The sequence below is a fragment of the Novosphingobium mississippiense genome (assembly GCF_044029535.1).
In the GTDB taxonomy this organism is placed as follows: domain Bacteria; phylum Pseudomonadota; class Alphaproteobacteria; order Sphingomonadales; family Sphingomonadaceae; genus Novosphingobium.
Genome location: NZ_CP147003.1, coordinates 988160 through 1013237, shown reverse-complemented (window position 1 = coordinate 1013237; position 25078 = coordinate 988160). Strand labels below are relative to the sequence as shown.

The following is a 25078-nucleotide window of genomic DNA, read 5'->3' as shown; positions in this document are numbered from 1 at the left end:
AAGAGGGAGACGTCGATGTCCGATACAGAGCAGTCCGAGCTTGCACGACTGACGGTTGAACTGTTGAGCGTGTTCGTAGCGAACAACACGGTGACCAGTGACGCCCTTCCGGGGCTGATCGAAGCCACGCGTTCGGCGCTTTCAGGCAAGTCCGGAGAAACGGCGCCGCAGGAGCCGGAGTTCAAGCCGGCCGTCTCGATCGAGGAAAGCCTCGCCTCGCGCGATCACATCATCAGCCTGATCGATGGCAAACCCTACAAGGCGTTGAAGCGTCATCTTGCGAACAACGGCCTAACACCCGAAGAATACCGCGCGCGGTATAGTCTTCCGGTCAACTATCCGATGGTTTCGCCGAACTATTCGGAGCGCCGCCGTGCCTTCGCGAAGGCGGCAGGACTGGGTGGGCGTACCGTGGCAAATCCGGCCGCCGGCGTTGCTCCGGTGGTTGCTGCCCCAAGTGCCGCAAAGCCTGTGAAGGTGACTGCGAAGAAGGCCCCATCCGGTGCCAAGTCGAGGGGCAAGCTTGCGTCCCCGGCCAGTGTCAAAACTGGCGTCGGCGTGATGGACAAGGCATCGCAGGCCCCAGTAGCGCAGCCCTCTGCATCGTCGGGTGCGGCGGTGATTGCGTCAGACGTGCCGAAGCCCACGCCTGCGCCGAAAAAGCCCGCGGCCAAGAAAGCGAGCCGGCCGGCCAAGGCAGTCGCCAAGCCGGTGGCGAAGGCGGCAAGCCAGCCTGCCGTGAAGGCGGTGCCAGAGCCGAAGTCGGAGTCCGGAGAGAAGATTCCAGGCAAGCCGGCCCGTCGCATGGCTCGAATGCCCGCAAGTGCAGAATCGGCCGCGATTTCCGCTGGCGTCGATGCCGCACAGCCTGCCAAGGCGGCGGCAAAGCCAGTGGCGAAGCAGCGTGCGGGCAAGGATTTGCCCAGCGTAGCCGTGCCTGCATCCACGAAAAGTGAGGCTGAAACTGCTCCGAAAGTCGGCGGCGCTGCGCTGGCGGGCGGTGTAAAGCTTGCGCCCGTCAAGAAGGCGAAGGCAGCGGCACCCAAGGCAGGCAGCGCGAAGGCTAAAGCTCAGGCTTCGAAAAAGGTTGAGGTCAAGTCGACACCGGAGCAGTCTTAACCGACATTGGGGCGACGATTTCGGGCGAAAATCTGCGGTAGACTGTTCGCCCGAGCACATGACGAACCGGAACAACCGGGTGGCCTTCCGATGTGGGACGGCTGTCCGGGTTCCGGCCACGGCCGGCAAGTTTCCCCTCTGATACTGGAATTACAGGCTTGGCGGTGCCGTCGCCCCTCATATGTCGAGTTTACAGCATGCTCATCCTCATCGGCGGGTGTCCAGATCGTGCGGATGAGTGGCGCCACGGCGAAGGCTTCGGAGAAGAGCCGGCCGGCCCGATCTGACGTCGGGTCGCGATGGCGGACTGGGCTGTAATCGGAGCCGTTCAACCCGCGAACGCCTGTCATCACGCGCGCGCGAATTGCCCTGAATGCCTCGCCGCATCGAACCAAAGCGCATCCTTTTGTCGGGTGGAAAATGAGGATAATTCGCTCGATAGAACCGCAGGCCCGTCAAAGCGCCTATTTTAGAGATAATGTGGAGTGCGCTGCGCGAACAAGGATCGGAATGGATACCCCCCGCCATTATCCCGCTGCAAGGCGAAGCTACGGAGCGATCGCCGCCATCATCGTCATGACGCTGTGCGGTGCCGTGGCGCTTTGCGTTGCTGCCGCCGCGCTGAACCGTAATGCGTCACAGCGCCAGCGCGAACAGGTGCGAGAGGCGGTGGAGCGGGCGAAGCATAACTCCGATGCGCAGGCCAGGGCCCTTGGGCAACGCCTCGAACTCGCGCGCCAGCTTGCGGCCATGGGGCCAGACGCGGCTGCGGGGTATCTGGACGAGGAACTCGGCCGGCCCGTCACTTCGACCGTCGGGGCAAAGGCAGTGCTCATCGTCGGGCCTGATGGCCCTCTCTATGGATTTACCAAGAACGGGCGTGCTTCCTCAAGGGAGATGAACGCATTGACCGAAGCGGTGGCCGATATCGCCCGTCCGCTTCCGTCAGTGCCCTTGCCGCGCGCCGATGCGTCCACCACCGATATCAGGAGCATCAGCGGAAATCTGGCGATCGTTTCCGCTGCCAGGATCGCTTCGTCCGGCCAGCCCCTGGACATCGTCACATTCACCTATCTGGACGATCCCACCGTCGCGCGTTTGGGCAGGGCCTATATGCTGGACGGGCTTGTCCTCCTTTCACCATATCGGCCGGTCGCTGTGGGGTGGGATCAGCAACTCCTGCAGGGAATTGGCCGGGATACCGTCGGCCGGCTGGTCTGGATGCCGGACCGGCCGGGCGATGTGCTTACCCGCTACGTATTGCCCGCCGAATTGGTTTTTGGCGCCATTGTCCTGGCCTTGTTCTGGGGCATTGCCCGCCGCGCTCTGACTTCGAGCACGCGGGCGATTTTTCTGGAAAGGTATGATCCGGTAACCGGGCTGGTCAATCGGGCGACCTTCATGACCCGGCTCGATCAGATTGCCGGCAGCCATCCCTGCCAGCTCCTCCGGCTCGATATCGATGATTTCAGCGCGATAAACGACGCCTTCGGCCTGCCCGGAGGCGACGATGTCATTCGCGAATTCAGCAAGCTGCTGGTCAAGGTCTTCAGCGCGGATCGCTGTATGATTGCCAGGCTGGATGGAGACGAATTCGCCATCCTCGTGGTCGGGACGGGGAATATCCATTCGCTTGGGCACAAGGCAACGCAGATTTCGGTAAAGAAGCGCAAGCGTGGCCATCCCGTGATGGTCGCGACGCTTTCCGTCGGTATCGCTGCCGCGCCCGAGCATGGGCATACGGCCACCGATCTCATGCAGAATGCGGACATTGCGCTCGGCGCGGCGAAGGCGGCAGGGTCGGCCCACCATGTCATCTACGACCGCGCGCTTGGTCACGCCTTCAAGTCGCGGAAGGATCTTGAAGCCCAGATGAAGCAGGCGATCGACGATCAGGGGTTCGAGTTGTTCTATCAGCCGATCGTCGACCTTCGGTCCATGCGTCCCGCCGGTGTCGAGGCGCTTCTGCGTCTGAAAGAGGGCGCGGCCACGCCTGCGGAGTTCGTCCCGGTCATCGAAAAGCTGGGCCTGATGCCTCAACTTGGCGAATGGATCATTGCCCAGGCCTTCGCGGACAGCCGGAAATGGCTGGGGTTGCGCACGTCCATCAACCTCTCACCCCTGCAACTGGAAAATCCGGGGCTGCTGGAGCAGATCGATTTCCATCGCGCCCGCTACAACGTCAGCCCGCAGTCGATCGGGTTCGAGATCACCGAGGGCATTCTGCTTGCCGATTCCGATGTTGTCCGCAGCAATCTCATAGGTTTGCGGCAGCGCGGGTATACGCTGGCGCTCGATGATTTCGGCACCGGCTATTCGTCGCTCAGTTATCTGTCCGAATTCGATATCCAGCGCCTGAAACTTGACAAGAGCTTCGTCAGCGGCGGCCGCACCCAAAGCGAACGCAGCGCCGCGCTGGTGCAGGGTGTGATCGACATTTGCCATCGCCTTGGCATTCAGGTGGTGGCCGAGGGTATCGAAACGGCGGAAGAAGCGGAAATCCTGCAAGGCTGGTCGTGCGACTATGCCCAAGGGTACTATTTCGGCCGCCCGGCGCCGGTCTGGGCGACGCGGCGCAATATCGTGACGCTCAAGCAGCAGGCCTCCTCCCTTGTGGAACTGGGTGTGCATGAACTGCGCCTGGTGGTGGTCTGATGCCCGAAGTGCTGCTCCCGTCATTGGCGAACGCAATCCGTACACGCGCAGGTCGATGATTTTGCCTGGGTTCAGGGAAAAATTGCTGGCGGCGTTCCTGCTGCTGACGATGCTGGCCTATTTCAGTGTCGGGTCGACCCAGGTGCTCGATCCCGACGATATTCGCAGTTCCTGCTGGGCGCCCGGCAGCACCGCGGAAAGCGTCGCCGCAATCGCGCAGACATCTGGGCGCTGGTCTTGCAGTGGGCAAAACCTTTCCATCGAGGCGGAGCGGGTGCTGCTGCGCTTCGACATGCGCGCGGACCGGGCACTTCCCCGATACTTCCTTTCACGGCGCAGTGCGCTGAAGGCAGTTCATGTGCTTGCAGTCGATGGCGATGGCGCGATCCGGGAAAGCATCGTCCCCGCCTCCGCACTGGCCAGTTCGATGGCGGGGGGATACTTCAAGGTTCCCTTGCCGAAAGTGACGCGGGCAACCCGGCAGGTCGTCGTCGCGGTGGACTTGCCCAGCCATCGGATGACGCTGGAGAATGCTTACCTTGCGCCAAGGGACGCGGCCGGCGGCGTTGGCGACATGCAATTTCTGCTCATTCTGGCCGGACTTGGCGGCATGTTGGTCATGCCCCTGTTTTTCAATGCAGCTTTCTATCGCGCCCTGCGCGAACCGTTCGTTCTCTGGCATTCGGCCCTCGCGCTTTCGCTGCTGATGACCATCCTGGTTTCATCCGGCCTGTCGGTCATGTTCTTTGATCCTCCCGCAATGACGTTGAACTGGATGACGGCGTGGCTCTTCGGGATGACGATCGCATCCGGAACGATGTTTACGTACAGTTTCATCGAGCCGGGGCTGATGCATCGGACCTTGCGGCGATTGCTGCCCGGCTGCGCGGCATGGGCGATTGCGCTTAGCGCCTTTCATGCGACGTTCCCGTTCGTTGCCCGGCCCATACAGTCGAGCCTGTACACGGCGGCGTTTGCGCCTGTTCTTGCCATTTTCATCGTGTCGATGATCGACGCTCTGCGCAGGGGAAGCCGCGCCGCGAAGTTCCAGACCGTGGGCTATATGCCGATGGTGCTGGTGGGGCTGATCAGGCTGGCAACGGGGCTGCTCCCCTGGTCGCGCAGCTTCGATGCCATGGTGCTGTTCTACGTCGGCTGCATATGCGAGGTGCTCTTCACCACGCTTGGCATGGCGGACCGCTTCGTGACCATGAGGCGGGAACGAGACCGGGCTCTGAGCGAGGCGGACGTGCTGGAACGCTTGTCGGAGACGGACCCGCTGACCGGATTGCTGAACCGGCGCGCGATAAAGCAGCAATTCGAACGGCTTCGAACCCAGGGCTTCACCAAGTTGGCAGTGATCGATCTGGATAATTTCAAGGCGATCAACGACCTGAATGGCCATGCCGTGGGCGATGCGGTGTTAAGGGCCGTGGCCGATGCCCTTCAGGCGGGGCCGGGGGTTCGCGCCTATCGTTTCGGCGGCGAGGAGTTCGTGCTCCTGCTGCGCGGCGATGATGCCGAAATCCTGGCCGAACGGTTGCGCAAGACGATTCCCTCGGTCGTCTCCCGTATGGTTGCGGGTTTGGAAGGGCCGGTGACTGCCAGCATGGGCGTGACGGATATCCTTGCCGACGAAGGTTTCGCAAAACCCTATGAACGGGCCGATAACCTGCTTTACGCGGCCAAGAGAGCGGGGAAAAATCAGACCCGCAGCGCCATCGGGCAGAGTGCCGATCAGGATATCCCGGCGGCTAGAACAGTTTCCGATCTGATGGCATCGGATCAACTGCTCTAGGATTTTGTTTGCCGCGTTGTGGCGGCGTCGACCATTTGACGGGATTTTCGGGCTTGTTCCGAAAGTGCAACGATGAGCCCTGCTCACCGTATCATGGATCGGAATATTCTGGACGCCGCGTTCCGGACAGAGCTATCATTCACAAATACATATAATCGACAAGCAGGACAGGGACGGCTGAATCAGGGGCGCTGCCATCGGCGCTTCGTGCCGTGCTGTGTCCGAACGAGAAGGCCATGATGCAGCTTAAGATCAACGATCAGGTCCATGACGTGGATGCCGATGACGAGACCCCGCTGCTCTGGGTGATCCGTGACAATCTGGGCATGACGGGCACGAAATACGGCTGCGGCATCGCCCAGTGCGGAGCTTGCTCGGTGCTTGTCGATGGTACGTTGACCCGTTCATGCGTGACGCCGGTGGCCAGTGTGGCGGGCCGAAATATCACCACGATCGAAAAGATCGAGGAGGACCCGCTGGGCAAGCGCGTGGTCGATGCATGGGTGCGGCATCAGGTGCCGCAGTGCGGATATTGCCAGTCCGGCCAGGTCATCGCGGCAACCGCGCTGTTGCGAGAGGCGCCCCATGCAGGAGAGGCCGAGATCGAAGCGGCCATGGCGAACCTGTGCCGCTGCGGCACTTACAATGCGATCCGGGCTGCCCTGCACGATCTTGCGGGGACTGCGCCTGCCACGGCGGAAGCTTCAGTGATATCGGATGGCCAAGGCGGCAGCGCCTCCCCGGCGATCGCTTTGGGCGCCTCGGCTGCCATCGCGGTCGCGGCGGTCGGCGCGATGGGCAAAGCACCGGCAGGTGAAGCATGAGCAGCGACATGGTCGCGCTCGCGGATCATCCCGCCGTATCCGACTTTCCCGTTGCGGAACCCGTCAATATTTCGCGGCGCGGTTTTCTGGTTCGCACGGCCGGCGCCAGTGCCGGCGCACTCGTACTGGGTTTCGGCCTGCCGGTCGGATCTGCCCGGGCAGCGGCGGTCGCCGGAAGCGTCAAGCCCGGCACGCGCATTCCCGCCTTTCTGGAGATTCGCGCGGATGGCACGGTGCGCCTGCTCAGCCCGTTCATGGAAGGCGGGCAGGGGATCTATACCGCGCTGGCGCAGATCATCGGTGAGGAGATGGACGCTGATCCGGCCAGTTTCGTGGTCGAAACGGCCCCGCCCGGGCCCGACTACCTGGTCATCAAGGATACGATGCGGATCACCGGCGGCAGCATGTCGGTGCGGACCAGCTATGAAACCATGCGCAGGCTGGGCGCGACGGCGCGCGCCATGCTGCTGCGGGCCGGTGCCGCGCGTCTGGGTGTGCCGATGGCGCAACTTGCCACCGAGCCGGGCCGGGTCGTTCATGCCGCCTCCGGCCGGTCCATTGCCTATGGCGATCTGGCACTCCACGCGCTCGATATGCCGGCGCCGCCGCCGGGCAGCGTGCACCTGAAGGACAAGGCTGCGTTCCGGTGGATCGGCAAGCCGGTCGCCCGGTTGGACATGCATGCCAAGGCCACCGGGCAAGTCGAATATGCGATCGATACCAAGGTGGAGGGCATGGTCCATGCGGCCGTGCAGCACGCACCGCGGCTTGGGCTGACCGTCAGCGCGATCCGCAACGAGGATCAGATCAAGGCCATGCGCGGCGTGCTTTCGGTCCATCGCCTGCCCGGCGCGGTGGCGGTGGTGGCCGAACGCTGGTGGGACGCCAAGCGGGCCGCGGACACGGCTCTGGTGGATTGGCAGGAGCCGCCCTCGCGAGAGGGGATGCGCTATATGCCGGCGGATTTCGACAGCACCGCTTTTCGTAGCGGTCTGGCCACGCTGCAGGGCAAGGAGGATGTTGCCGAGCACGAAGGCGATGCCGGCAAGGCGCTGGGCGATGCGGCCAGCAAGGTAGAGGCCGTTTATCACAGCCAGTACCTGGCCCACGGTCAGTTGGAGCCGCCTTCGGCAACCGCGCGCTTCAATGCCGATGGATCGCTGGACCTGTGGTTTCCGAACCAGGCGCCGGAAGTGTTTCAGGCGGACATTGCCAAACGCACTGGCCTGCCTCTCGACAAGATCGCGATCCATTCGCCGATGCTGGGCGGGTTCTTCGGCCGGCACTTCCTCTATGAAACGGCCAATCCCTATCCGCAGGCGATCCAGTTGGCGAAAGAAGTGGGTCGTCCGGTCAAGCTGATCTGGAGCCGGGAGGAGGAATTCCTGCGCGATGCCGTGCGCCCGATGGCCAGTGTGCGGTTCCAAGGCGGACTTGACGCAAAGGGTATGCCGGTCGCGCTCAATGTCGTCAGCGCCACCGAGGGGCCGGGCGAGGCCATTGCCAACGAGCGTGGCAAGGAGCTTGATTCCTCCGCGCTGGAGGGGATTACCGGCAAGCAATACGCGATCCCGAACCGTCGGATCGCGCAGCTCTACGTCAAGAACCCGACCGTGATGGGTTATTGGCGTTCCGTCGGCAATTCGATGAACGACTTCTTCTACGAATGCTTTCTTGACGAAATGGCGGATAAGGGCGGGCAGGACCCGTTCGATCTGCGCCTGAAGCTGCTGCGCGACAACCGTCGTTTGACGACGCTGCTGCGCGCGGCGGTCGATCTTTCCGGCGGGTGGAAGCGGGGGCCGTTCGTGGCGGCGGATGGCAGCCGCCGCGCGCGGGGCATCGCCATGGCTTCTCCCTTCGGCACCGAGACGGCAGCCATTGCCGAAGTCTCGATCAAGGAGGGGCAGGTTCACGTCCACGACGTGTGGCAGGCGATCGATCCGGGCAGCATCGTCAATCCGGCGATAGTAGAGGCGCAAGTGAATTCGGCGGTCGCGCTGGGGGTTTCCCAAGTGCTGCTGGAGGAGATGGCCTACCAGAATGGCCAACCCGTCGCCCGCAATTACGACATGTACCCGATCCTCCCCCTGGATCGGATGCCGCGCGTGCATGTGCGCATCGTCGAAAGTGGAGAGACGATGGGCGGCGTTGGGGAGCCGGGCCTTCCGGCGGTGCCGCCGGCGGTTGCCAACGCGGTCTCTCACCTCACCGGCGAACGGGTTCGCAGCATGCCGCTTTCCCGCCTGAAGTTCGAGGCTTGAACGCAGCCCTACCGATCATGGACGGCCGCGAAGGCCGCATGTCAGACTGGAACGTCGCTTGAAAAAGACGCTGAAAATCCTCCTGCCGACGGCCGTCATCGTGGCGGCAGGGGCGGCATGGTTCTCCACCCGCACGCCGGCATCGAGCTTCGACGGGGTGAGCGTGGACACGAAATCCCCGGCACTTGTCCAGCGCGGCGAATATCTGGCGCGCGCCAGCGATTGCGTGGCCTGCCACAGCACTATCGGCGCGCCGGCCTATGTCGGCGGCCTGAAGATGCCGACGCCGATGGGCGCGATCTACGCCACCAACATCACGCCGGACCGGCAAACCGGCATCGGCACCTACACGCTGGCCGATTTCGACCGTGCGATCCGCAAGGGCGTGGCGAAGGACGGGCACCGGCTCTATCCGGCGATGCCCTATCCCTCCTACGCCAAGCTGGAGGATGGGGACGTGCGCGCCCTCTATGCCTATTTCATGAACGGTGTGCGCCCGGTCCGGCAGGAGAACCGCAAGAGCGACATTTCCTGGCCGCTCAACATGCGCTGGCCGCTGGCGTTCTGGAACGCCGCCTTCGCGCCGGGCGCGCCGTACATGGCCGATGCCTTGAAGGATGCGCAGTGGAACCGGGGCGCCTATCTGGTTCAAGGGGCGGGCCACTGCGGCGCCTGCCACACGCCGCGCAGCGTCACGATGAACGAGCGCGGGCTTGATGGCGGCAGCGCAACCTTCCTTTCGGGCGCGCTGATCGACGGGTGGTACGCGCCAAGCCTGCGCGGCGATTACAACACCGGTCTTGCCCGCTGGAGCGAGCAGGACATCTACCAGTTTCTGAAAACCGGCCGCAACGCCCACGGCGTGGTTTACGGTTCGATGGCGGAGGCGTTCAACAACTCCATCCAGTTCCTGACAGACGAGGATCTGCGCGCCATTGCGCATTATCTGAAATCCCTGCCGGGCGACCCCGCGCGCGATGGAGCAAACTGGCGCTACGACAATGCCACCGTGCGGTCGCTCACCGTCGCCAGTACAGACCCCGGCGCGCGGGTCTACATGGCCAAGTGCAGCTTCTGTCACGGGGCGGACGGACGCGGGAAAGCGCCGTGGATACCGCCGCTGGCGGGTACAGCCTCCTCGCTGGGCAAGGAAAATGCCTCGACCATCAATGTGACGCTGAACGGGTCGGACCGCGTGGTCGCCGCCAATGTGCCCGATGCCTATCGCATGCCGGCGTATCGCGATCAGCTTGGCGACCGTCAGATTGCCGATGTGGTGACCTTCATTCGCAAGTCCTGGGGCAACCACGGTGGACCCGCCAGCCCGGATGACGTGCGCAAGCTGCGGGAGGATACGAAGGCGGCCGGATACAGTCCCAAGGTCCTGCCCGCGCACTGATACTGCGCCAGACGCGCGGAAGGCCCGTTGATGCGTTTTAAGGCATCAACGGGCGATGAGTTTCAGTTTCAGCCCTGGATGAAGGCGAGCAGGTCCGGATTGATGGTATCGGCGTTGACGGTCAGCATGCCGTGCGAGAAGCCTTCGTAGATTTTCAGCGTGGCGTTCGGCAGGATCTCGGCCTGGAGCACGCCGGCGTTCTTGTAGGGCACCACCTGATCGTCGTTACCATGCAGGACCAGCGTGGGGACGGTGATCGCCTTCAGATCGTCGGTCTGGTCTGTTTCCGAGAAGGCCTTGATGCCTTCGTAATGCGCCTTGGCGCTGCCCATCATGCCTTGGCGCCACCAGTTGTCGATCACGGCGGGAAGCACGTTGGCGCCATCGCGGTTGAAGCCGTAGAACGGGCCGGCGGCGACATCGCGGAAGAACTGGGAGCGGTTGGCGGCAAGTCCGGCGCGCAGACCGTCGAACACTTCGATCGGCAGGCCGCCGGGGTAACGTTCGGTCTTCAGCATGATCGGCGGCACGGCGCTGACCAGCACGGCCTTGGCGACGCGGCCCTGCGGGATGCCGTAGCGGGCGACATAGGCGGCCACTTCACCGCCGCCTGTCGAGTGGCCGATGTGGACGGCGTTCCTGAGGTCCAGATGTTCCATCACGGCTGCGGCATCGGCGGCGTAGTGGTCCATGTCGTGACCCTCGCTCACCTGTTCCGATCGGCCGTGGCCACGGCGGTCATGGGCGACGACGCGATAGCCCTTGGAGAGGAAGAACAGCATCTGGGCATCCCAGTCGTCCGACGAGAGCGGCCAGCCATGGTGGAAGACGATTGGCTGGGCATCCTTCGGGCCCCAGTCCTTGTAGAAGATTTCGACGCCGTCCTTGGTGGTTACATATGCCATGATGCTGATCCTTGAATGAGATGGGAGAGATTGGGAGAGAAAGAGAGGGTGGGGACCGGCCGCCTTCGATGAGGGCCGGATGGGGGGATCGGCCGCCGGTCCCGAGCTGAGTTCAGTGACCGCCTTCGGAAGCGCCGAACATGGTCTTGGCGTAGTTGATGCCCAGGCCGTAAGCGCCGCCCCACTTGCGGGCGATGCCGGTGGTGCTGTCGTAGGTTTCGGTGCGGGCCCAGTCGCGCTGCAGTTCGAGCAGGTACTGGAGCGAGGTGATCGGCACCGCGCCAAGCTGGATCATGCGCTCCACCGCACGCTCATGCGCTTCGGGAGAGATGTCGCCGCTGGCGTCGGTGATGACGTAGGCTTCGAAACCCTGGTCGATGGCGGAGGCAACCGGTCCGACGATGCAGACAGAGGTCCAGAGGCCGGCAAAGACGATGCGCGGCTTGCCGATGCGGTTGACCTCTTCGATCACGGCTTCGTCCTCCCAGGTGTTCATGCTGGTGCGGTCGAACATCGGCTGACCTTTGAAGGCTTCGGTGATCTCGTCGAACATCGGGCCGGAGAAGCTCTTTTCAGCGACCGTGGTGAGGATCGTGGGGACGTTGAACGACTTGGCGCCACGCGAAATCAAGGCGGCATTGTTGCGGAGCAGTTCGGGAGCGATCGACTTGGTGGCGAAGGCCATCTGCGATTGGAAGTCGATCAGGACAAGTGCGTGATTGTCGTTCGAAAGCAGCGACTTGCCGGGCTTTGCGGTGGCGGTGATGGTCATTGGTAGGCTCCTGTCCTTGTCTGGTGAGGCAGGATTAGCTGCAGTGCTAAATTCAAGAAATCCTGATAAAATCATTTAACATGTTCGAAAAAATGGAAATGTTGAGATCGCCCATTGAAGCAAGGGAAAGCCCGCGAAAGCCGGGTGGGCTTCGCGGGCTTGGCGCCGTCTATTTCTCTCTCAGCAGCCAGATTGTCGCCGGGATCGAATGACGGGGCGCCGGGGCATCAGCGCAAACTTCAATAACCTGCGGATCAGCGCTTGATCGCCAAGGCTATCGCCCAGACAATTTCGCGGAATATCAGGTATGGGATCAGCGCCAGCGCAATTGCCATCACCAAAGCTTCGACGGGGAAGAATCGATCGAAGACGCGCACCTGATAAATCAAATCCATGATCAGCCCGAGCAGCAGGATGCGCGCGGTGGCGTCCAACGCTTCCCGCAAGCGGCCGGTGCGCATTTTGGGGTTGACCAGCGTGGCCCATATAAAGCCGACGCGTCCCTCCTTCGCGTCGCGGATACCGGCGGGTACCGCTGCCGCGAGGGCCATGGCGGGCTGCAGGAAGAACCGAAATGTCATCGGCCCGCCAAAACGGGCGAAAATGTCTGTCCAGAAATGGGTTCCGACGCCGGTCGACAGTCCGTACCTGACGATACCCCACACCAGAAGCGCGGCGGCCAACACCAGGAACACCCAGACGAGGGCATGGCTTTGGCCGGATGGAGAGGTTTTATTCATCGCGGCTGCACATCCTCGCCTGGCAAGTCTGCTGACTCTATTGCGGCCAGCCTATGGAAATTCGCGGGCGGCGGTATCGGGTCAAACCCCGAGAGTCTGGGCATCGTTTGGCTTGCCCGCAGGCAGGCAGCTCGATTCAGAAAGCATGATGCATGCGGGGTCAACCGGTGGGAATGGTGACGAGCGGCGCATTGTTGTTCGCGCTGCTGGAATCGTTCAGCGACAGCAGGATCTGCGTGATCAGGAACATTCGCTTGGATTCGGTGTCCGTGCCGTCGATCCAGAACCAGTTGCCGCGATATCGGATGGCGACATGCGCATCGACGGGGCGGTTGGGGCCGGAATGGATGCGGACCAATGGAGATCCGGCGGAATCGGCTTGCCCGCCGGTGGCCCTGCCATTGCGGTCCTTGTCCGGCAGGTCCACGCCTTGGGCCATTTCCGTGAATATCTCGAACATGGACCGGGAACCGATCGCAAGCTGGCCGGGGGCTGGCTGGGCAGCACCGAAGCGGAGCGCCAGTTCCTTGGCGTCACCGGGCAGATTGAGCGTCCGCCTGATGAAATCGAGATCGGTGCGATCCCGCTCGGTAGGTGTCCGCGACAGGATCGCCCGCGCCGTGAAATGCGATTTCTCGTCACGCTCGATATGCATGGCGATGCCGCCGCTACGCTGCAGGCGCCCGATTGCTTCGATGATCAGCGGAAATTGCGGATCTCCCACGCCGGCGAACAGCGGATCGTGGCTGCCCGCCCGAACCCCGTTGATCGATCGTGCCGAGAGCCGGAGCAGATATTCCGCCGACCACCCCGCCTCCATCATCGCCAGCAGAGAGGCGGGAGGAATGGGCGATAACATGCTGCGAGAGAAGCGCTCGCCCGACAGCGGCGCATAAGTGATCGTGGGTGTTTCCCGCAGGAGCAGGTTGGCACCGGCCGACCCGTCCGCGTCGTCCGGCGCGGGATGAATGCCGAAATCGGCGTGAACCGAACCTTCGCGCGTATACTGGCTGATGACCGAGCTGACTTCCAGGAATGCAGGGGCATCGCCGTAACGGATCGCCACGATATTGAGCAGCAACTGCTCCTTGTTGTTCTGGAGCAGACGCATCGAATAGTCGGAACGATCGATGCCCATGCGCTGGGCGCCGATGGAGGTGCACCCCGTTGCCGTCAGAGCAAGCAGCGGCAGCAAGAAAGAGAACTTCAGCCCTCCCGCGCCGCCGTCTTCCATGGCTCATCATCCCCGGGGTTTCACCATGTCACTGATAGATGGAATTGCGGACGATACCCATCGGGAGTTCCCCGTCTCCATCTCGGGTAAAACCTCGATAACCGAGGGGTTTTACCTGCTTATACTGTCCACGACATGACGAATTGGATGCGACGGAGCTTGAACATGAAAAGGCTTGCACTTGCCGCCGCGCTGGCGGCCATGATTGCGACACCGGTCGTCACGCTGGCGAAAGTCTCGTCCGACGCGACGCCGGGCGTGAACTTCGCCAATTACAAGACGTTCTATTTCGTGAACCCCGGGCCGCCGGCCGGCATGGATCCCGTTGCCTACGAACGCATTCGCATGGACATCGAACAGAGCCTGACGGGCAAGGGTTATGCCAAGGGTTCGACGGGCGATCTGGCCATCGTCATAACCGTTGGCGCCAAGGACAAGACCGATATCGAGACCTGGGGTGCCTTCGGGCGGCAGGTGGATGTGCACCAGTACCGGGAAGGGCAGCTTTCCGTCGATGCATTCGATGCCAAGACCAAGCGCCCGCTCTGGCACGGGCAGGCGGTTGACGACGTTGGTACCAAGCTCAATCCCGAAAAGGTGGAGAAGGAAGTCGGCAAGCTGATGGCGCAGTTCCCCGCCCGCACTGCGGCGTGACCGGGGCGCAACTGTTTCCAGAATGACAGAGCAGCGATAGGAAAAGCCGGGCGCGGACATGCGCGCCCGGCTTTCGTCCATGTCAGAAGTGGTAGGCGACGCCGACCAGGGCCTGATGGCGGTCGAAACCGTTGCCGTTGCTGCCAAGGTCCGAATAGCGATATTCGATGCGTGCGGTCACATTGTCGAGCACTGCACGCTCCACGCCGCCGCCGACGCTCCAGCCATCGAAGGTCTCATGGCCCTGCGCGATGCCGTCCGAAACACGGGCGCGCATGTTCTCGTAACCGCCGCGCACGTAGAGCATGGTCTTCGGCGTGACGAGGTAGCCCGCGCGGGCCGACAGGTCGAACGCGTAGTTGGGATCGACAACCGCCGCACCACTGCGCATCGCGTCGTCCGCGCCAAGATTGAAGCCGCCTTCGGCACCAATCACCACATTGGGCGTGATCTTGTAGTTGTAGCCGGCAAAAGCGCCGCCGATGAAGGAGTCACGGCTATCGCGAACATCCAGGTCGCCGATGTCGGTATCGGCGCCGCGCACGCGGTCATGGTTCCAGCCGGCCTGTACGCCGACGTAAGGGCCCTGAAACGCATCCGCGAAGGCCGGTGTGATAGAGAACACCGATGCGGCGGCCAGAATCCCTGCTACGAACGTCTTCATTCTTGTTATCCCTGTATTGCTGTCCTCGGGGGACGGCGGCGATATGCTCCCGCAAACGGGCAGGGATAATTCCTCAAGAGTTCGACAGACTGATTCCTTTCGGGAGACAATCGATGGAGCGTCGCCGGGTTCAGGACGGCGCCGAAACCATGCCGCGATGGACCAGGATGCGCTCGGCGGGCGGAGCGGCGACGGCCGCCGCCAGCGTGTCGGCCTGCAGGGCGACGAAACTGGCCGGCTTGCCGATGTCCAGACCGGGCACTTCCAGGCCGATCGCACGTGCCGCCTCTTCCGTCGCCATGGCCAGCGCGATGGCAAGGTCTTCGTCCCGGTAGAAGCCCGAGCGATAACCGATCAGCATTGCCCGCTGGAGCATGTCGCCATTGCCGTACGGCCACCAGGCATCGCGGATATTGTCGCTGCCAGTGAAGACCCGCACGCCATGCTGACGCAAATGCAGCACTGGCGGAAAAGCACGATCTCCCGGGGCGTTGGTCATGATCGCCACGCCCGCATCGGCAAGCGCGCGGGCGATGCCGTCAAGCATCGCACCGTCCACATCGCCCAGTGCATAAGCGTGGCTGACCACGACGCGGCCGGCCAGCCCCAGTGCGCTGGTGCGCGCGGCGATGCGGTGCAATTGCGCAATCCCGTCCGGGCCGCCTTCGTGGAGATGGATGTCGATTCGGGCGCCGCGCCGGTCGGCCAGGCCGAAGACGACATCGAGATGTCCGTCGGAATCGCCGTCCATACCCTTCGGGTCGATGCCGCCGACCACTTCGACGCCTTCGTCGATCGCGGCGGCGAGAATGTCGGCAGTGCCCGGGCAAGTGAGGATACCGGCCTGGGGGAAGGCGACCAGTTGGATGTCCATACGCCCACGCCACTTCTCACGCGCTTCCATCACTGCGTGAAGGTGGGAGAGGCCGGTGGTGGCATCGACATCGACGTGGCTGCGCATGGCCACTGTGCCGAAGGCCGCGACTTGCGCGATCAGGGCATCGGCGCGCTGGGCGGTCGGGCGCATCCCGGCCAGCAGGGCTTTCTCGGCGGCAAGCCTCTCCCGCAAGCTCGCGGCCGGGCGATGGGGCTGCCAGGGTTCGCCGACGAAGCTCTTGTCGAGATGGATATGGCCGTCGACGAAACCGGGCAGGATCAGCCTGCCACCAAGGTCGACGGTCTCGGTCGCCGCATCGATGGGAAGGTTGGCCGTGATAGCGGAAAAGCGTCCGTCTCGCACGGCAAGGTCTACCGACCGGCCATCCGGCAGGACGGCGTTGGTGAAGATGCGGTCGGTCATTGCGCGGCTCCGTTGCTTTCCGCGGCATTCCACGCCGCGACTTTGGCGCGGGTATCGGCCAGCATGGCGTCGAGTGCGGCACGGTCATGCAGCTTGCCCCGCATCACCACCGCCCGGATCGCACGCGTTGCGGAAATGTCCTTCAGCGGATCGCGGTCCAGCAGCACCAGATCGGCCGCCATGCCGCTTTTTACCGCGCCGTAGCGATCGAGCAGGCCGAACCAAGCCGGCCCGGCGCGGGTTGCGGCAGACAGCGCCTGCGCGGGAGTAAGCCCTTCCTTCACGAACAGCGAAAGCTCGTCATGCAGGCCGATGCCGGGATAGTTGAAGGAGTTGAGGAAGCCCGCGTCGGTGCCGGCGATCACCGTCATGCCGGCCTTTTCCAGCATCGGCAGCACGGCTGCCTCATGCTCGAAATGGACGTGGCGCGCCTCAATGGCCGCCGCATTCGCCTGCGCCGCGCGCTGGATGCGCCAATCGTAGGTCTTGCGCAGTTTCGGGCCGATATAGGCAAGGTAGGGATCGTGGGCATGGTCGTCCGCGTCCAGCCAGGCGAGCACGCGGCCGCCGTTGAGCGTGGGCGTGACGAAGACGCCCTTCTGCGCAAAGTTGCGGTAGGACGCCATGGCGGTGGCGGGATCGAACCCGGCGTCAAGCCGGCGGTTCGCTTCCGCGCGGTCGATCCGGCCGGCCGCGAAGTCCGCCGCGATCGCGGCCTCGTCCTTGACGCCGGCCTTGTAGGCATAGTCGATGTGCTCGATCGAACTGATCCCTGCATCTACCGCCTGTCCGACGGTCAGGGCCATCGGGATGTGGCCGGATGTGCGCAGACCACGCGCCTTCGCCTGGGAGACGGCATAGAGGAACAGTTGCGGATCGAGCGTGCTGTCCGTGATCTTCACGAAGTCCACCTTGTCGCGATCCTGCAGGCGGGCGAGCGCGGCATCGACATCGGCCTTGCTGCCGACTTCGATAGTGCCCTTCCACACCGGCTTGATGCCCTCGATCTTCGCGCCCGAGGTGAACAGGCGCGGGCCGAACAGGGTGCCGCCGGCGATTTCGCCGCGCCAGGCCAGCACCTGGTCGGGCAGGTCGCCCGAACAGTCGCGGATCGTGGTGATGCCGTGCGCGACGTAGAGCGGCAGCAGCGCCTTGTTCTCCTCGATCAGGTCCGGGCCGCCGCCGAAGTGGACGTGCATGTCCCACAGGCCGGGGATCAGGAAGCGTCCCTTGCCCTCAACCACATCCTGCACATGCCACCGGCGGGACACTTCGGAATCGCCCCCCACTGCGACGATATCCGCGCCGCGCAGCACCACGGCCTGATCCTTCACTTCACGCGCATGTTCCACGTCGATCACGGTGACGTGGCGGATCATGAGGTCGCCCTCGTCGGCCGCCAGAGCAGGCGATGTGGAGGCCATGAGGCCGGCGATCAACGGGGCAAGAAACTTCATGGGCACCTGTCTCCTTTGTCGTTGCATTAGGAGATAGCCGGATTATTCACAAATTAGATGTTATAATGTATTTCATTTGATATATGAATGAACATGATGCTCGATCCCCGGCTTCTTCGCAGTTTCGTGGCCATCGTCGATACCGGCCATTTCACCCGCGCGGCGGAGCTGCTGGGGATGACGCAGTCGACGATCAGCCAGCAACTGGGCCGGTTGGAAGAGGCGACGGGGCATCCGTTGATCGACAGGACGGCGCGCCCGGTGTGCCCCACTGCCATGGGGGAGCGCCTGCTTGGCCATGCCCGACGCATCCTGCAGCTGGATGAGGAGGCCCGCACTCTCCTGCGCGATCCGGCCGGAACGGCGAGCGTTTCCATCGGCCTTCCCGAAGATCTGGCAACGCCGGCGATGGCGCAGCGCCTAGCCGGTTTCGCGGCAGCCAACAGCCGCATTCGCCTGGATGTCGTCACCGGCCTCAGCCGCGATCTGGCCGCGCGCTACCGGCAGGGCGAATTCGACCTCGTCGTCGTGAAGGAAGACCGCCCGGCGGCCGACTGCCGCGCCAGCTACCCCGAACCGCTTGGCTGGTTCGCCGCACGCGATCATGCGGTAGAGGGCCGCGATCCGGTGCCGCTGGTAACCTTTCCTCCGGGTGGCCTTTACCGAGAAGCAATGTTCCGCGCGCTCGAAGCTGCAGGGCGGCGATGGTACGTCGCCTTTTCAGGCAGCAGCCTGCAAAGCGTTCTGGCCGCGACCGAGGCCGGCATGGGGCTGTCGCTGCTGCCGCGTTCGGTGGTGGAGGGCAGGGCCTTGCGCCGATTGACCGGATTGGGCGAGGCGGCCCCGATGGTGGTGTCGCTCTACGCGCGTGAGAATGCGGAGCCGATTGGCGAATTGATGCGCATGACGCAGGACGTGCTGGAGCAGCGCGAGATGCTGGGAAGCAGAAGCTGAAGGCAAGCGGTGGGCGTTTCATACTGGGCAAACCATGCATGAACCGGGTGCTTGCCAGCGGTCGATCCTTCGACCAATGCTGGCCCCGGTTATCGGTATGGAATAGCGAGTGGATGGGGCGCCCCCGGCAAGACGAAAATCGCGTCACGATCCAGGCCGTGGCAAGGCATGCCGGCGTATCGGCCATGACGGTATCGAACGTCATCAACAGGACCGGGCGCGCCAGCCCGGACACGCGTGAGCGTGTAATCAAGGCGATCGCCGATCTTGGCTATGTTCCCAACCAGTCGGCCCGAAGGCTGGTGGGGGCGAGTGTCGCCTGCGTCGGTCTGATCTACTCCGCAGTGGAAAGCGTCTTCGTGGAGGCCACTCTGGCTGCCGTGGCGGTAGTGGCGGCGGAAAAGGGCATTCAGTTGCAAATCCGCTCCGTGGAACATGGCGCTACCGGCGACGTGGCCGACGTCGCACGCGACATGATCCGCAAGGGTGCACAGGCTTTGTTGCTGATGCCGCCTTATGCCGAAATGCTGGGCGAACAAGCCGGAAGCGAGGGGCTTGGCGTGCCGGCGGCAGCCATCGCCACCGCCATGGCGCTGCCGCACATCGCCACCGTCCGCATTGACAACCGCGCCGCCATGCGGACGATAACCGAGCGGCTGATCGCCCAAGGCCGGACACGGATCGCCGTGATCGCCGGTCCGCCGCGCCATTCGGACAGTCTTGCGCGGCTTGAAGGGTACCGCGACGCGCTGCGGGCGCATGGATTGCCGGTCGATCCAAGGCTTCAGGCGGAGGGCGATTTCACCTTCCAGTCCGGCCTTGCCGCTGCCGAGCAGCTTCTGAACCTGTCCCAGCGTCCCGATGCGATTGTTTCGACGAACGACGACATGGCGGCCGCCGTGCTCTGGGTGGCGCATCAGCGCGGCGTGCGCGTGCCCATGGACATTTCGATCACCGGCTTCGACGATACCCTGATCGCCACCCGCGTCTGGCCACCGCTGACGACGGTCCGCCAGCCGATCCGGGACATGGCGGCCGAAGCGATGGAATGGCTGGCCCGCGCCGTCCGCCATCCCGATCGCCACGATGCACCGCAGGACATCGTGCTGCCCTTCGCCATGATCGAACGGCAATCGACCTGAGCCAAAATTTTTGTCTTGTGGTTTATCGTTAAATCACCCAGTCGCTCCTGCAAGCAAACGAAAGGGGTGAGGGTGACGGAGGTCGCGGGGCAATTGGGATCGGCAGGGGTGCCGGCGGTGGAAAGGCGCGATGCCGCCACGGCAAACGACCGGACGGCCACGGGAAAAGCCCATTTCGAAGTGTTGGACGGCCTTCGCGGAACCGCGGCGATGCTGGTCGTCCTGTTCCACATCCAGGGCATCACGGTGTTCTGGGATGGCGCGAAAGTGATTCTCCATCACGCGCCGCTGGCCGTGGATTTCTTCTTTGCCCTGTCCGGCTTCGTGATCGGCTATGCCTATGACGATCGCTGGGATCGGATGACGGTGCGCGAATTCCTGACGCTTCGCCTGATCCGCCTGCACCCACTGGTGATCCTGGGCGTGCTGCTGGGCTTCGTTAGCTATCTGTTCGATCCGCTTGCCGGAACGGCGCAGGATGTGCCGTTCCGCAGCGTACTGCTGGCACTGGTGCTGGGCCTGCTGCTCCTGCCCGCGCCGTCGATGCCGAACCGCTGGACGGACACGCATCCGCTGAACGGGCCGTGCTGGAGCCTGCTTCAGGAATATATTGGAAATATCGCCTATGCCTTTGTCTTGCGGTATCTTTCCACCCGCACGCTGGCGGTAATTGCAGCGCTGAGCGGTGCTACTGGTCGGCTGCGTCGGCTACCTGGGCAGCATCGATCAGGGATCGGCGTGGGACAGTTTCTGGATGGCCCCCGTTCGCCTTTGCTTCCCCTTCGTGGCTGGCCTCTGGCTTTATCGCGTTCGCGAGAGGCTGCCCGCCATCCGCCTGGGGTGGTTGCCGCTGACCGTCATCATGGTGGCGGCCATGGCCTTTCCGACTCTGCCGGTGATCGGGGGCGTGAAGCTCAACGGATTCTACGAAGGGGCCTGCATCATCTTGCTTTTTCCATTCATTATCGTGGCGGGCATGCATTCGAATGCCGGGCCGGGGATGATGGCGCTGTGCAAGGCCAGCGGGCGCATCTCCTACCCGATCTACATCACCCACTTCCCGTTTCTTTACGTCTGGATGAACTACGTCGCGAACGGGAACCCCACCGATGCCCAGCGGCTTGGCGTCGGCCTCGCACTGATCCCGCTGCTGCTGGCCGTGGCCTGGGCGGCCTATGCCTTCTGGGACGAGCCGATCCGTCGCCGCCTGCGTGTGGCCCTGCTGCCGCGCCGCTAATCCTTTCCCTACCCACCCCGACCCCCACCCCCACCGGTTCCCCCGGAGCACAACATCATGGGAGCAAGATGAAACACCTGCGCAAGATTCGCCGCGCCGCCCTGGCCGGCGCCGCCCTGATCGCCACGCTTGGCGCACCCGTTCACGCGCAAGGCGCCGCGCCGAACCGCCCGCTCAGCGATGAGGAAGTGCGCGCCCGCGCCGATGCCCTGATCGCGCAGATGACGCCGGAGGAGAAGGCGGGGCAGATCACCCAGTATTTCGACTTCACCAACGCGGCCGAGGAATCGAAGCGGGTGACGGACGAGATGGCCGCGGCGCGCGCGGGATCGCTGCTGTTCGTCAACGATCCCGTGGAGTTGGACCGCCTGCAGCATATCGCGGTGGAGAAGACCCGCCTGAAGATCCCGCTGCTGTTCGGCTATGATGTGATCCACGGCCTGCGCACGATCATGCCGGTGCCGATCGCCGTGGCCGCCAGCTGGGATCCCAAGGTGGCGGAGGATGGCCAGACCGTCGCCGCGGCAGAGGCGCGCGCGGTGGGCCTGCATTGGGCCTTCGCGCCGATGGTGGATATCGCGCGCGATCCGCGCTGGGGCCGCATCGTCGAAGGCGCGGGCGAAGATCCCTATCTGGGCGCCGCCATGGCCGCCGCGCAAGTGCGGGGGTTCCAGGGGGGTTATCTGGGCGCACCGGGCCACATCATCGCCGGGCCCAAGCACTTCGCCGGTTACGGCGCCGCACTCGGCGGGCGCGACTATGACGAGGTCAACCTGTCCGACAGCGAACTCCGGAACGTCTACCTGAAGCCGTTCAAGGCTGCCGTAGACGCCGGGGCGGGTAATATCATGAGCGCCTACATGGGCCTGAACGGCACGCCCGCCACGGGCAATCGCTGGCTGCTGACCGATGTTCTGCGCAAGAGCTGGGGCTTCAAGGGCTTCGTCGTCACCGACGCGGGCGCCGCGCATGACCTGATGACCCATGGCTTCGCCAGCGACAATCAGGATGCCGGCGTGCGGGCCCTGACGGCCGGCGTCGATATGGAAATGGCGCCGCCTTTCGGCATTTCCGCGTTCAAGACGCTTCCCCAGTCGCTGGCCGAGGGCAAGATCACCACGGCGCAACTGGATGATGCCGTGCGCCGCGTGCTGGAAACGAAGATCCGCATGGGGCTGTTCGAAAAGCCCTATGTCGACGTGAAGGCTGCCCAGCGCGTGCTCGACGATCCGGCGCACCGCGTCACTGCCCGCATTGCGGCCGAGCGTACCGCCGTACTGCTGCGCAACGAAGGCGGGCTGCTTCCGCTTGACCGCAAGGCCGTGAAGTCGATCGCCGTCATCGGCCCGCTGGCCGATTCCGCGCGCGATACCGTGGGCCCCTGGGTGTTCGACCAGAAGGACGATGAAACCGTCACCATGCTCGCCGGGATCAAGGCGAAGCTGGGCGCAGGCGTCCGTGTCGACTATTCGCCCGGCGTCACCCTGCCGAAGCGGTTGCATGCCTCGATCTTCGAGACCGGCCCGCACGCCGCGACCGCGCGGCCGCAGATCGACGATACCGCTGAAATCCAGCGTGCGGTGGGGATGGCGAACGGCGCCGACGTCACCGTTCTCGTCCTGGGCGAGGGGTGGAGCATGATCGGCGAGCAGGCGTCCCGATCTTCTCTGGACCTGCCGGGCCGTCAGCAGGACCTGCTGAACGCGGTGGTGGCGACGGGCAAGCCGGTGGTGGTGCTGCTGATGAGCGCCCGTCCGCTGGACCTGAAGGGCAGCAAGCCGCAGGCGCTGATGGACATCTGGTATCCGGGATCGCAGGGCGGTGCGGCGGTGGCCAACCTGCTGTTCGGAGAAGTCTCGCCCGGGGGCAAGCTGCCGTACAACTGGCCGCGCAACATCGGCCAGATTCCGCTGCCCTATGCGCATCTGACCTCATTCCAGCCCAAGACGGCGGAGGAGCGCTATTGGAACGAGCCGAACTCGCCACTCTATCCGTTCGGTTACGGCCTCAGCTATTCGACTTTCGCGTTCTCCAACCTGAAGGTCGGCAAGGCGGTCGTCGCGCCGGGCGAAGGCGTGCCGGTGACGGTGGATCTGAAGAACACGGGCACGCGCAAGGCGGACGATGTGGCGCAGCTCTACATCCACCAGCAGCATGGCACTGCGGCGCGGCCGGTGCGGGAGCTCAAGGGCTTCCAGCGCGTGACGCTGGCGCCGGGCGAAACCCGCACGGTGTCGTTCATGCTGAAGCCGGAAGACCTGACCTACTGGGCATCCTCCACCCGCAGCTTCGTGCAGGATGAGACCACTTTCGACGTTTATGTGGGCGATGATTCCACCGCATCGCTGACCGGCACGTTTGACGTGCGCAAGCCTTGAGGTTCATGGGGGCGGCGGAAACGTCGCCCCCTATCGCGCCTCTGCCTTAGAAGGGGCGGCAATCCGCAGCGCGGCAAGGGCGGCCACCAGCAGCGTTCCGGCGGCGAAGGCCATTGTCCAGATCGGTTCGTGCGGGAAGAAATGCTTCATGATGGAGCCCATCACGGTGGCCACCAGAAGCTGCGGAAGCACGACAAATACGTTGAACAAGCCCATGTAAATGCCCAGTTTCGATTGGGGCAGACTGCTGGCCAGAATGGCATAGGGCATGGCGAGGATGGAGGCCCAGGCCACGCCGATGCCGATCTCCGCCAGGATCAGCGCATCGGGATCGCGCAGCACGAAAAACCCCGCAAATCCCAGCGCGCCCAAGGTCAGGCAGAGCGCGTGGGTGCGGGCCTTGCCGATGCGGCGGGCCAGCCAGGGCAGCAGCGCCAGCGCTGCAATCGCGGCGACGCCGTTGTAGACGGAGAACAGCACGCCCACCCAGTTGCCCGCTTCCTGATAGGCGGAACTGGCGGGGTCGGCTGATCCGAAGTGGTACTGCGCGACGACCGGCGTGGTGTTGATCCACATGATGAACAGGGCGGACCAGCTGAAGAACTGCACGAAGGCCAACCGCTTCATGATCGGCGGCATTCCCCCGAAATCGCCGACGATTCCGGCCAGCATGGAGGCACTGCGGCCCGACCGGGCCAGCAGGATCGCCGCGATCACCGCCAGTCCGTATCCGGCAAGCAGGCCGGCCAGCAGGTAGACTTCCTTCTCCAGGGCCCACTGCCACACCGCCAGCGCGACTGCCGCGCCGGCGGCGACCCAGGCAAGCCCGCCCAGCGGACTGCGACGGGCCAGCGCGGCCGCAGTCGCGGCCGCGTGGTGATCGTCGCTGCCGTCGAAAGCGGCCTGTTCGTCGGGTGAGTATTCGCGGGTGGTCAGCACCGTCCAGAGCACGGCGACCAACAGCGCCAGTGCCCCGGCGCGGAAGCTGAAGCGGACGGTGTCCGGAATGCCGCCCGGACCGGCCACGTTGCTGATGCCCATATGGTCCAGAACGTAGGGAAACAGCGATCCGACTACTGCGCCCACGCCGATGAAGGCGGTCTGCACGGCGTAACCGGCGGTGTGCTGATCCTTGCGCAGCATGTCGCCCACGAAGGCGCGGAACGGTTCCATCGAGATGTTCAGGCTGGCGTCCAGCATCCACAGCAGCATCGCCGCCATCAGCAGGCCGGTGCTTTCCGGCATGACCAGCAGCGCCAGCGTGGCCAGCATCGCGCCGCCCAGAAAATAGGGGCGGCGGCGGCCGAGGCGGCCCAGCCATGTCCGATCAGACAAGTGGCCCACCACCGGCTGCACCAGCAGGCCGGTGAGCGGGGCGGCGATCCATAGCGCGGGCAGGTCGTCTATCGAGGAGCCCAGCGACTGGAAGACGCGGCTCATGTTGGCATTCTGCAGCGCGAAGCCGATCTGGATGCCGAAGAAGCCGAAGCTGATGTTCCACAGCCCGGCCCAGCTTTGCCGCGGCTTTTCAGCCCTGATTGCGCCCGAGACCGCCTGTTCCATCACGTCCTTTTCCCTGAGT

Annotated in this window: 19 protein-coding genes and 1 pseudogene; 12 read left to right on the top strand and 8 right to left on the bottom strand. The window is 64.0% G+C overall.

Going from position 1 to position 25078, the window contains the following annotated elements; genetic code table 11:
- Window positions 1–15 precede the first annotated feature (15 nt).
- The 6 genes from WBP06_RS23025 (at window position 16) to WBP06_RS23000 (ending at window position 10059) form a co-directional block, all read left to right on the top strand.
- On the top strand, window positions 16–1119 hold the full coding sequence (locus tag WBP06_RS23025; RefSeq protein ID WP_395337461.1) for a MucR family transcriptional regulator: 1104 nt from the start codon (window positions 16–18) through the stop codon (window positions 1117–1119).
- 510 nt (window positions 1120–1629) lie between these two features.
- Window positions 1630–3774: a putative bifunctional diguanylate cyclase/phosphodiesterase gene (locus WBP06_RS23020; RefSeq protein ID WP_395337460.1), complete on the top strand. Its 2145-nt coding sequence runs from the start codon at window positions 1630–1632 to the stop codon at window positions 3772–3774.
- Window positions 3749–5572, top strand: coding sequence for a diguanylate cyclase (locus WBP06_RS23015; protein ID WP_395337459.1), 1824 nt, complete (start codon window positions 3749–3751; stop codon window positions 5570–5572). The genes WBP06_RS23020 and WBP06_RS23015 overlap by 26 nt, the downstream gene beginning before the upstream one ends.
- Window positions 5573–5808: 236 nt before the next feature.
- Window positions 5809–6396 carry a (2Fe-2S)-binding protein gene (locus tag WBP06_RS23010; protein ID WP_395337458.1) on the top strand — a complete coding sequence of 196 codons (588 nt, stop codon included), beginning with the start codon at window positions 5809–5811 and terminating at the stop codon, window positions 6394–6396.
- Window positions 6393–8660: a molybdopterin cofactor-binding domain-containing protein gene (locus WBP06_RS23005; RefSeq protein ID WP_395337457.1), complete on the top strand. Its 2268-nt coding sequence runs from the start codon at window positions 6393–6395 to the stop codon at window positions 8658–8660. The genes WBP06_RS23010 and WBP06_RS23005 overlap by 4 nt, the downstream gene beginning before the upstream one ends.
- A 58-nt stretch (window positions 8661–8718) precedes the next feature.
- Window positions 8719–10059, top strand: coding sequence for a c-type cytochrome (locus tag WBP06_RS23000; protein ID WP_395337456.1), 1341 nt, complete (start codon window positions 8719–8721; stop codon window positions 10057–10059).
- A 68-nt stretch (window positions 10060–10127) separates the two neighbouring features.
- Here the strand turns inward: WBP06_RS23000 and WBP06_RS22995 are convergent, their stop codons facing one another.
- From WBP06_RS22995 to WBP06_RS22980, 4 genes are all read right to left on the bottom strand, one after another.
- Window positions 10128–10964 carry an alpha/beta fold hydrolase gene (locus WBP06_RS22995; RefSeq protein ID WP_395337455.1) on the bottom strand — a complete coding sequence of 279 codons (837 nt, stop codon included), beginning with the start codon at window positions 10962–10964 and terminating at the stop codon, window positions 10128–10130.
- 112 nt (window positions 10965–11076) lie between these two features.
- Complete coding sequence (locus tag WBP06_RS22990) at window positions 11077–11736, bottom strand: hydrolase (protein WP_395337454.1); 660 nt, start codon at window positions 11734–11736, stop codon at window positions 11077–11079.
- 254 nt (window positions 11737–11990) lie between these two features.
- On the bottom strand, window positions 11991–12476 hold the full coding sequence (locus WBP06_RS22985) for a hypothetical protein (RefSeq protein WP_395337452.1): 486 nt from the start codon (window positions 12474–12476) through the stop codon (window positions 11991–11993).
- A 160-nt stretch (window positions 12477–12636) separates the two neighbouring features.
- Complete coding sequence (locus WBP06_RS22980) at window positions 12637–13710, bottom strand: hypothetical protein (protein WP_395337450.1); 1074 nt, start codon at window positions 13708–13710, stop codon at window positions 12637–12639.
- A gap of 165 nt (window positions 13711–13875) precedes the next feature.
- Between WBP06_RS22980 and WBP06_RS22975 the strand changes: the two genes are divergently transcribed.
- The gene (locus WBP06_RS22975) at window positions 13876–14364 is read left to right on the top strand and encodes a DUF4136 domain-containing protein (RefSeq protein WP_395337449.1); all 489 of its coding nucleotides are present in this window, start codon (window positions 13876–13878) and stop codon (window positions 14362–14364) included.
- A gap of 82 nt (window positions 14365–14446) precedes the next feature.
- Here the strand turns inward: WBP06_RS22975 and WBP06_RS22970 are convergent, their stop codons facing one another.
- From WBP06_RS22970 to WBP06_RS22960, 3 genes are all read right to left on the bottom strand, one after another.
- Window positions 14447–15028, bottom strand: a complete 582-nt coding sequence (locus WBP06_RS22970; RefSeq protein ID WP_395337448.1) for an outer membrane protein — start codon at window positions 15026–15028, stop codon at window positions 14447–14449.
- Between the two features lie 130 nt (window positions 15029–15158).
- A complete protein-coding gene (locus WBP06_RS22965) occupies window positions 15159–16328 on the bottom strand; it encodes an amidohydrolase family protein (RefSeq protein WP_395337447.1) in 1170 nt (389 codons plus the stop codon).
- A complete protein-coding gene (locus WBP06_RS22960; RefSeq protein ID WP_395337446.1) occupies window positions 16325–17785 on the bottom strand; it encodes an amidohydrolase family protein in 1461 nt (486 codons plus the stop codon). The genes WBP06_RS22965 and WBP06_RS22960 overlap by 4 nt, the downstream gene beginning before the upstream one ends.
- Before the next feature lie 87 nt (window positions 17786–17872).
- On the opposite strand from WBP06_RS22960, the gene WBP06_RS22955 reads away from it, so the two are divergent.
- The 5 genes and pseudogenes from WBP06_RS22955 (at window position 17873) to bglX (ending at window position 23496) form a co-directional block, all read left to right on the top strand.
- Window positions 17873–18739 (top strand): LysR family transcriptional regulator, encoded by an 867-nt coding sequence (locus tag WBP06_RS22955; protein ID WP_395337445.1) that lies wholly within the window; start codon window positions 17873–17875, stop codon window positions 18737–18739.
- A gap of 158 nt (window positions 18740–18897) precedes the next feature.
- The gene (locus tag WBP06_RS22950) at window positions 18898–19881 is read left to right on the top strand and encodes a LacI family DNA-binding transcriptional regulator (protein WP_395337444.1); all 984 of its coding nucleotides are present in this window, start codon (window positions 18898–18900) and stop codon (window positions 19879–19881) included.
- A gap of 210 nt (window positions 19882–20091) precedes the next feature.
- Window positions 20092–20517: pseudogene (locus WBP06_RS22945) on the top strand (acyltransferase family protein); the annotation flags it as partial.
- A 49-nt stretch (window positions 20518–20566) separates the two neighbouring features.
- Window positions 20567–21118 (top strand): acyltransferase family protein, encoded by a 552-nt coding sequence (locus WBP06_RS22940; RefSeq protein ID WP_395337563.1) that lies wholly within the window; start codon window positions 20567–20569, stop codon window positions 21116–21118.
- A gap of 68 nt (window positions 21119–21186) precedes the next feature.
- A complete protein-coding gene (bglX, locus tag WBP06_RS22935; protein ID WP_395337562.1) occupies window positions 21187–23496 on the top strand; it encodes a beta-glucosidase BglX in 2310 nt (769 codons plus the stop codon).
- 30 nt (window positions 23497–23526) lie between these two features.
- Here bglX and WBP06_RS22930 read toward each other — a convergent pair whose 3' ends face one another.
- Entirely contained in the window at window positions 23527–25059 is a 1533-nt protein-coding gene (locus tag WBP06_RS22930; protein ID WP_395337443.1) for an MFS transporter, read from the bottom strand.
- Window positions 25060–25078: the final 19 nt, after the last annotated feature.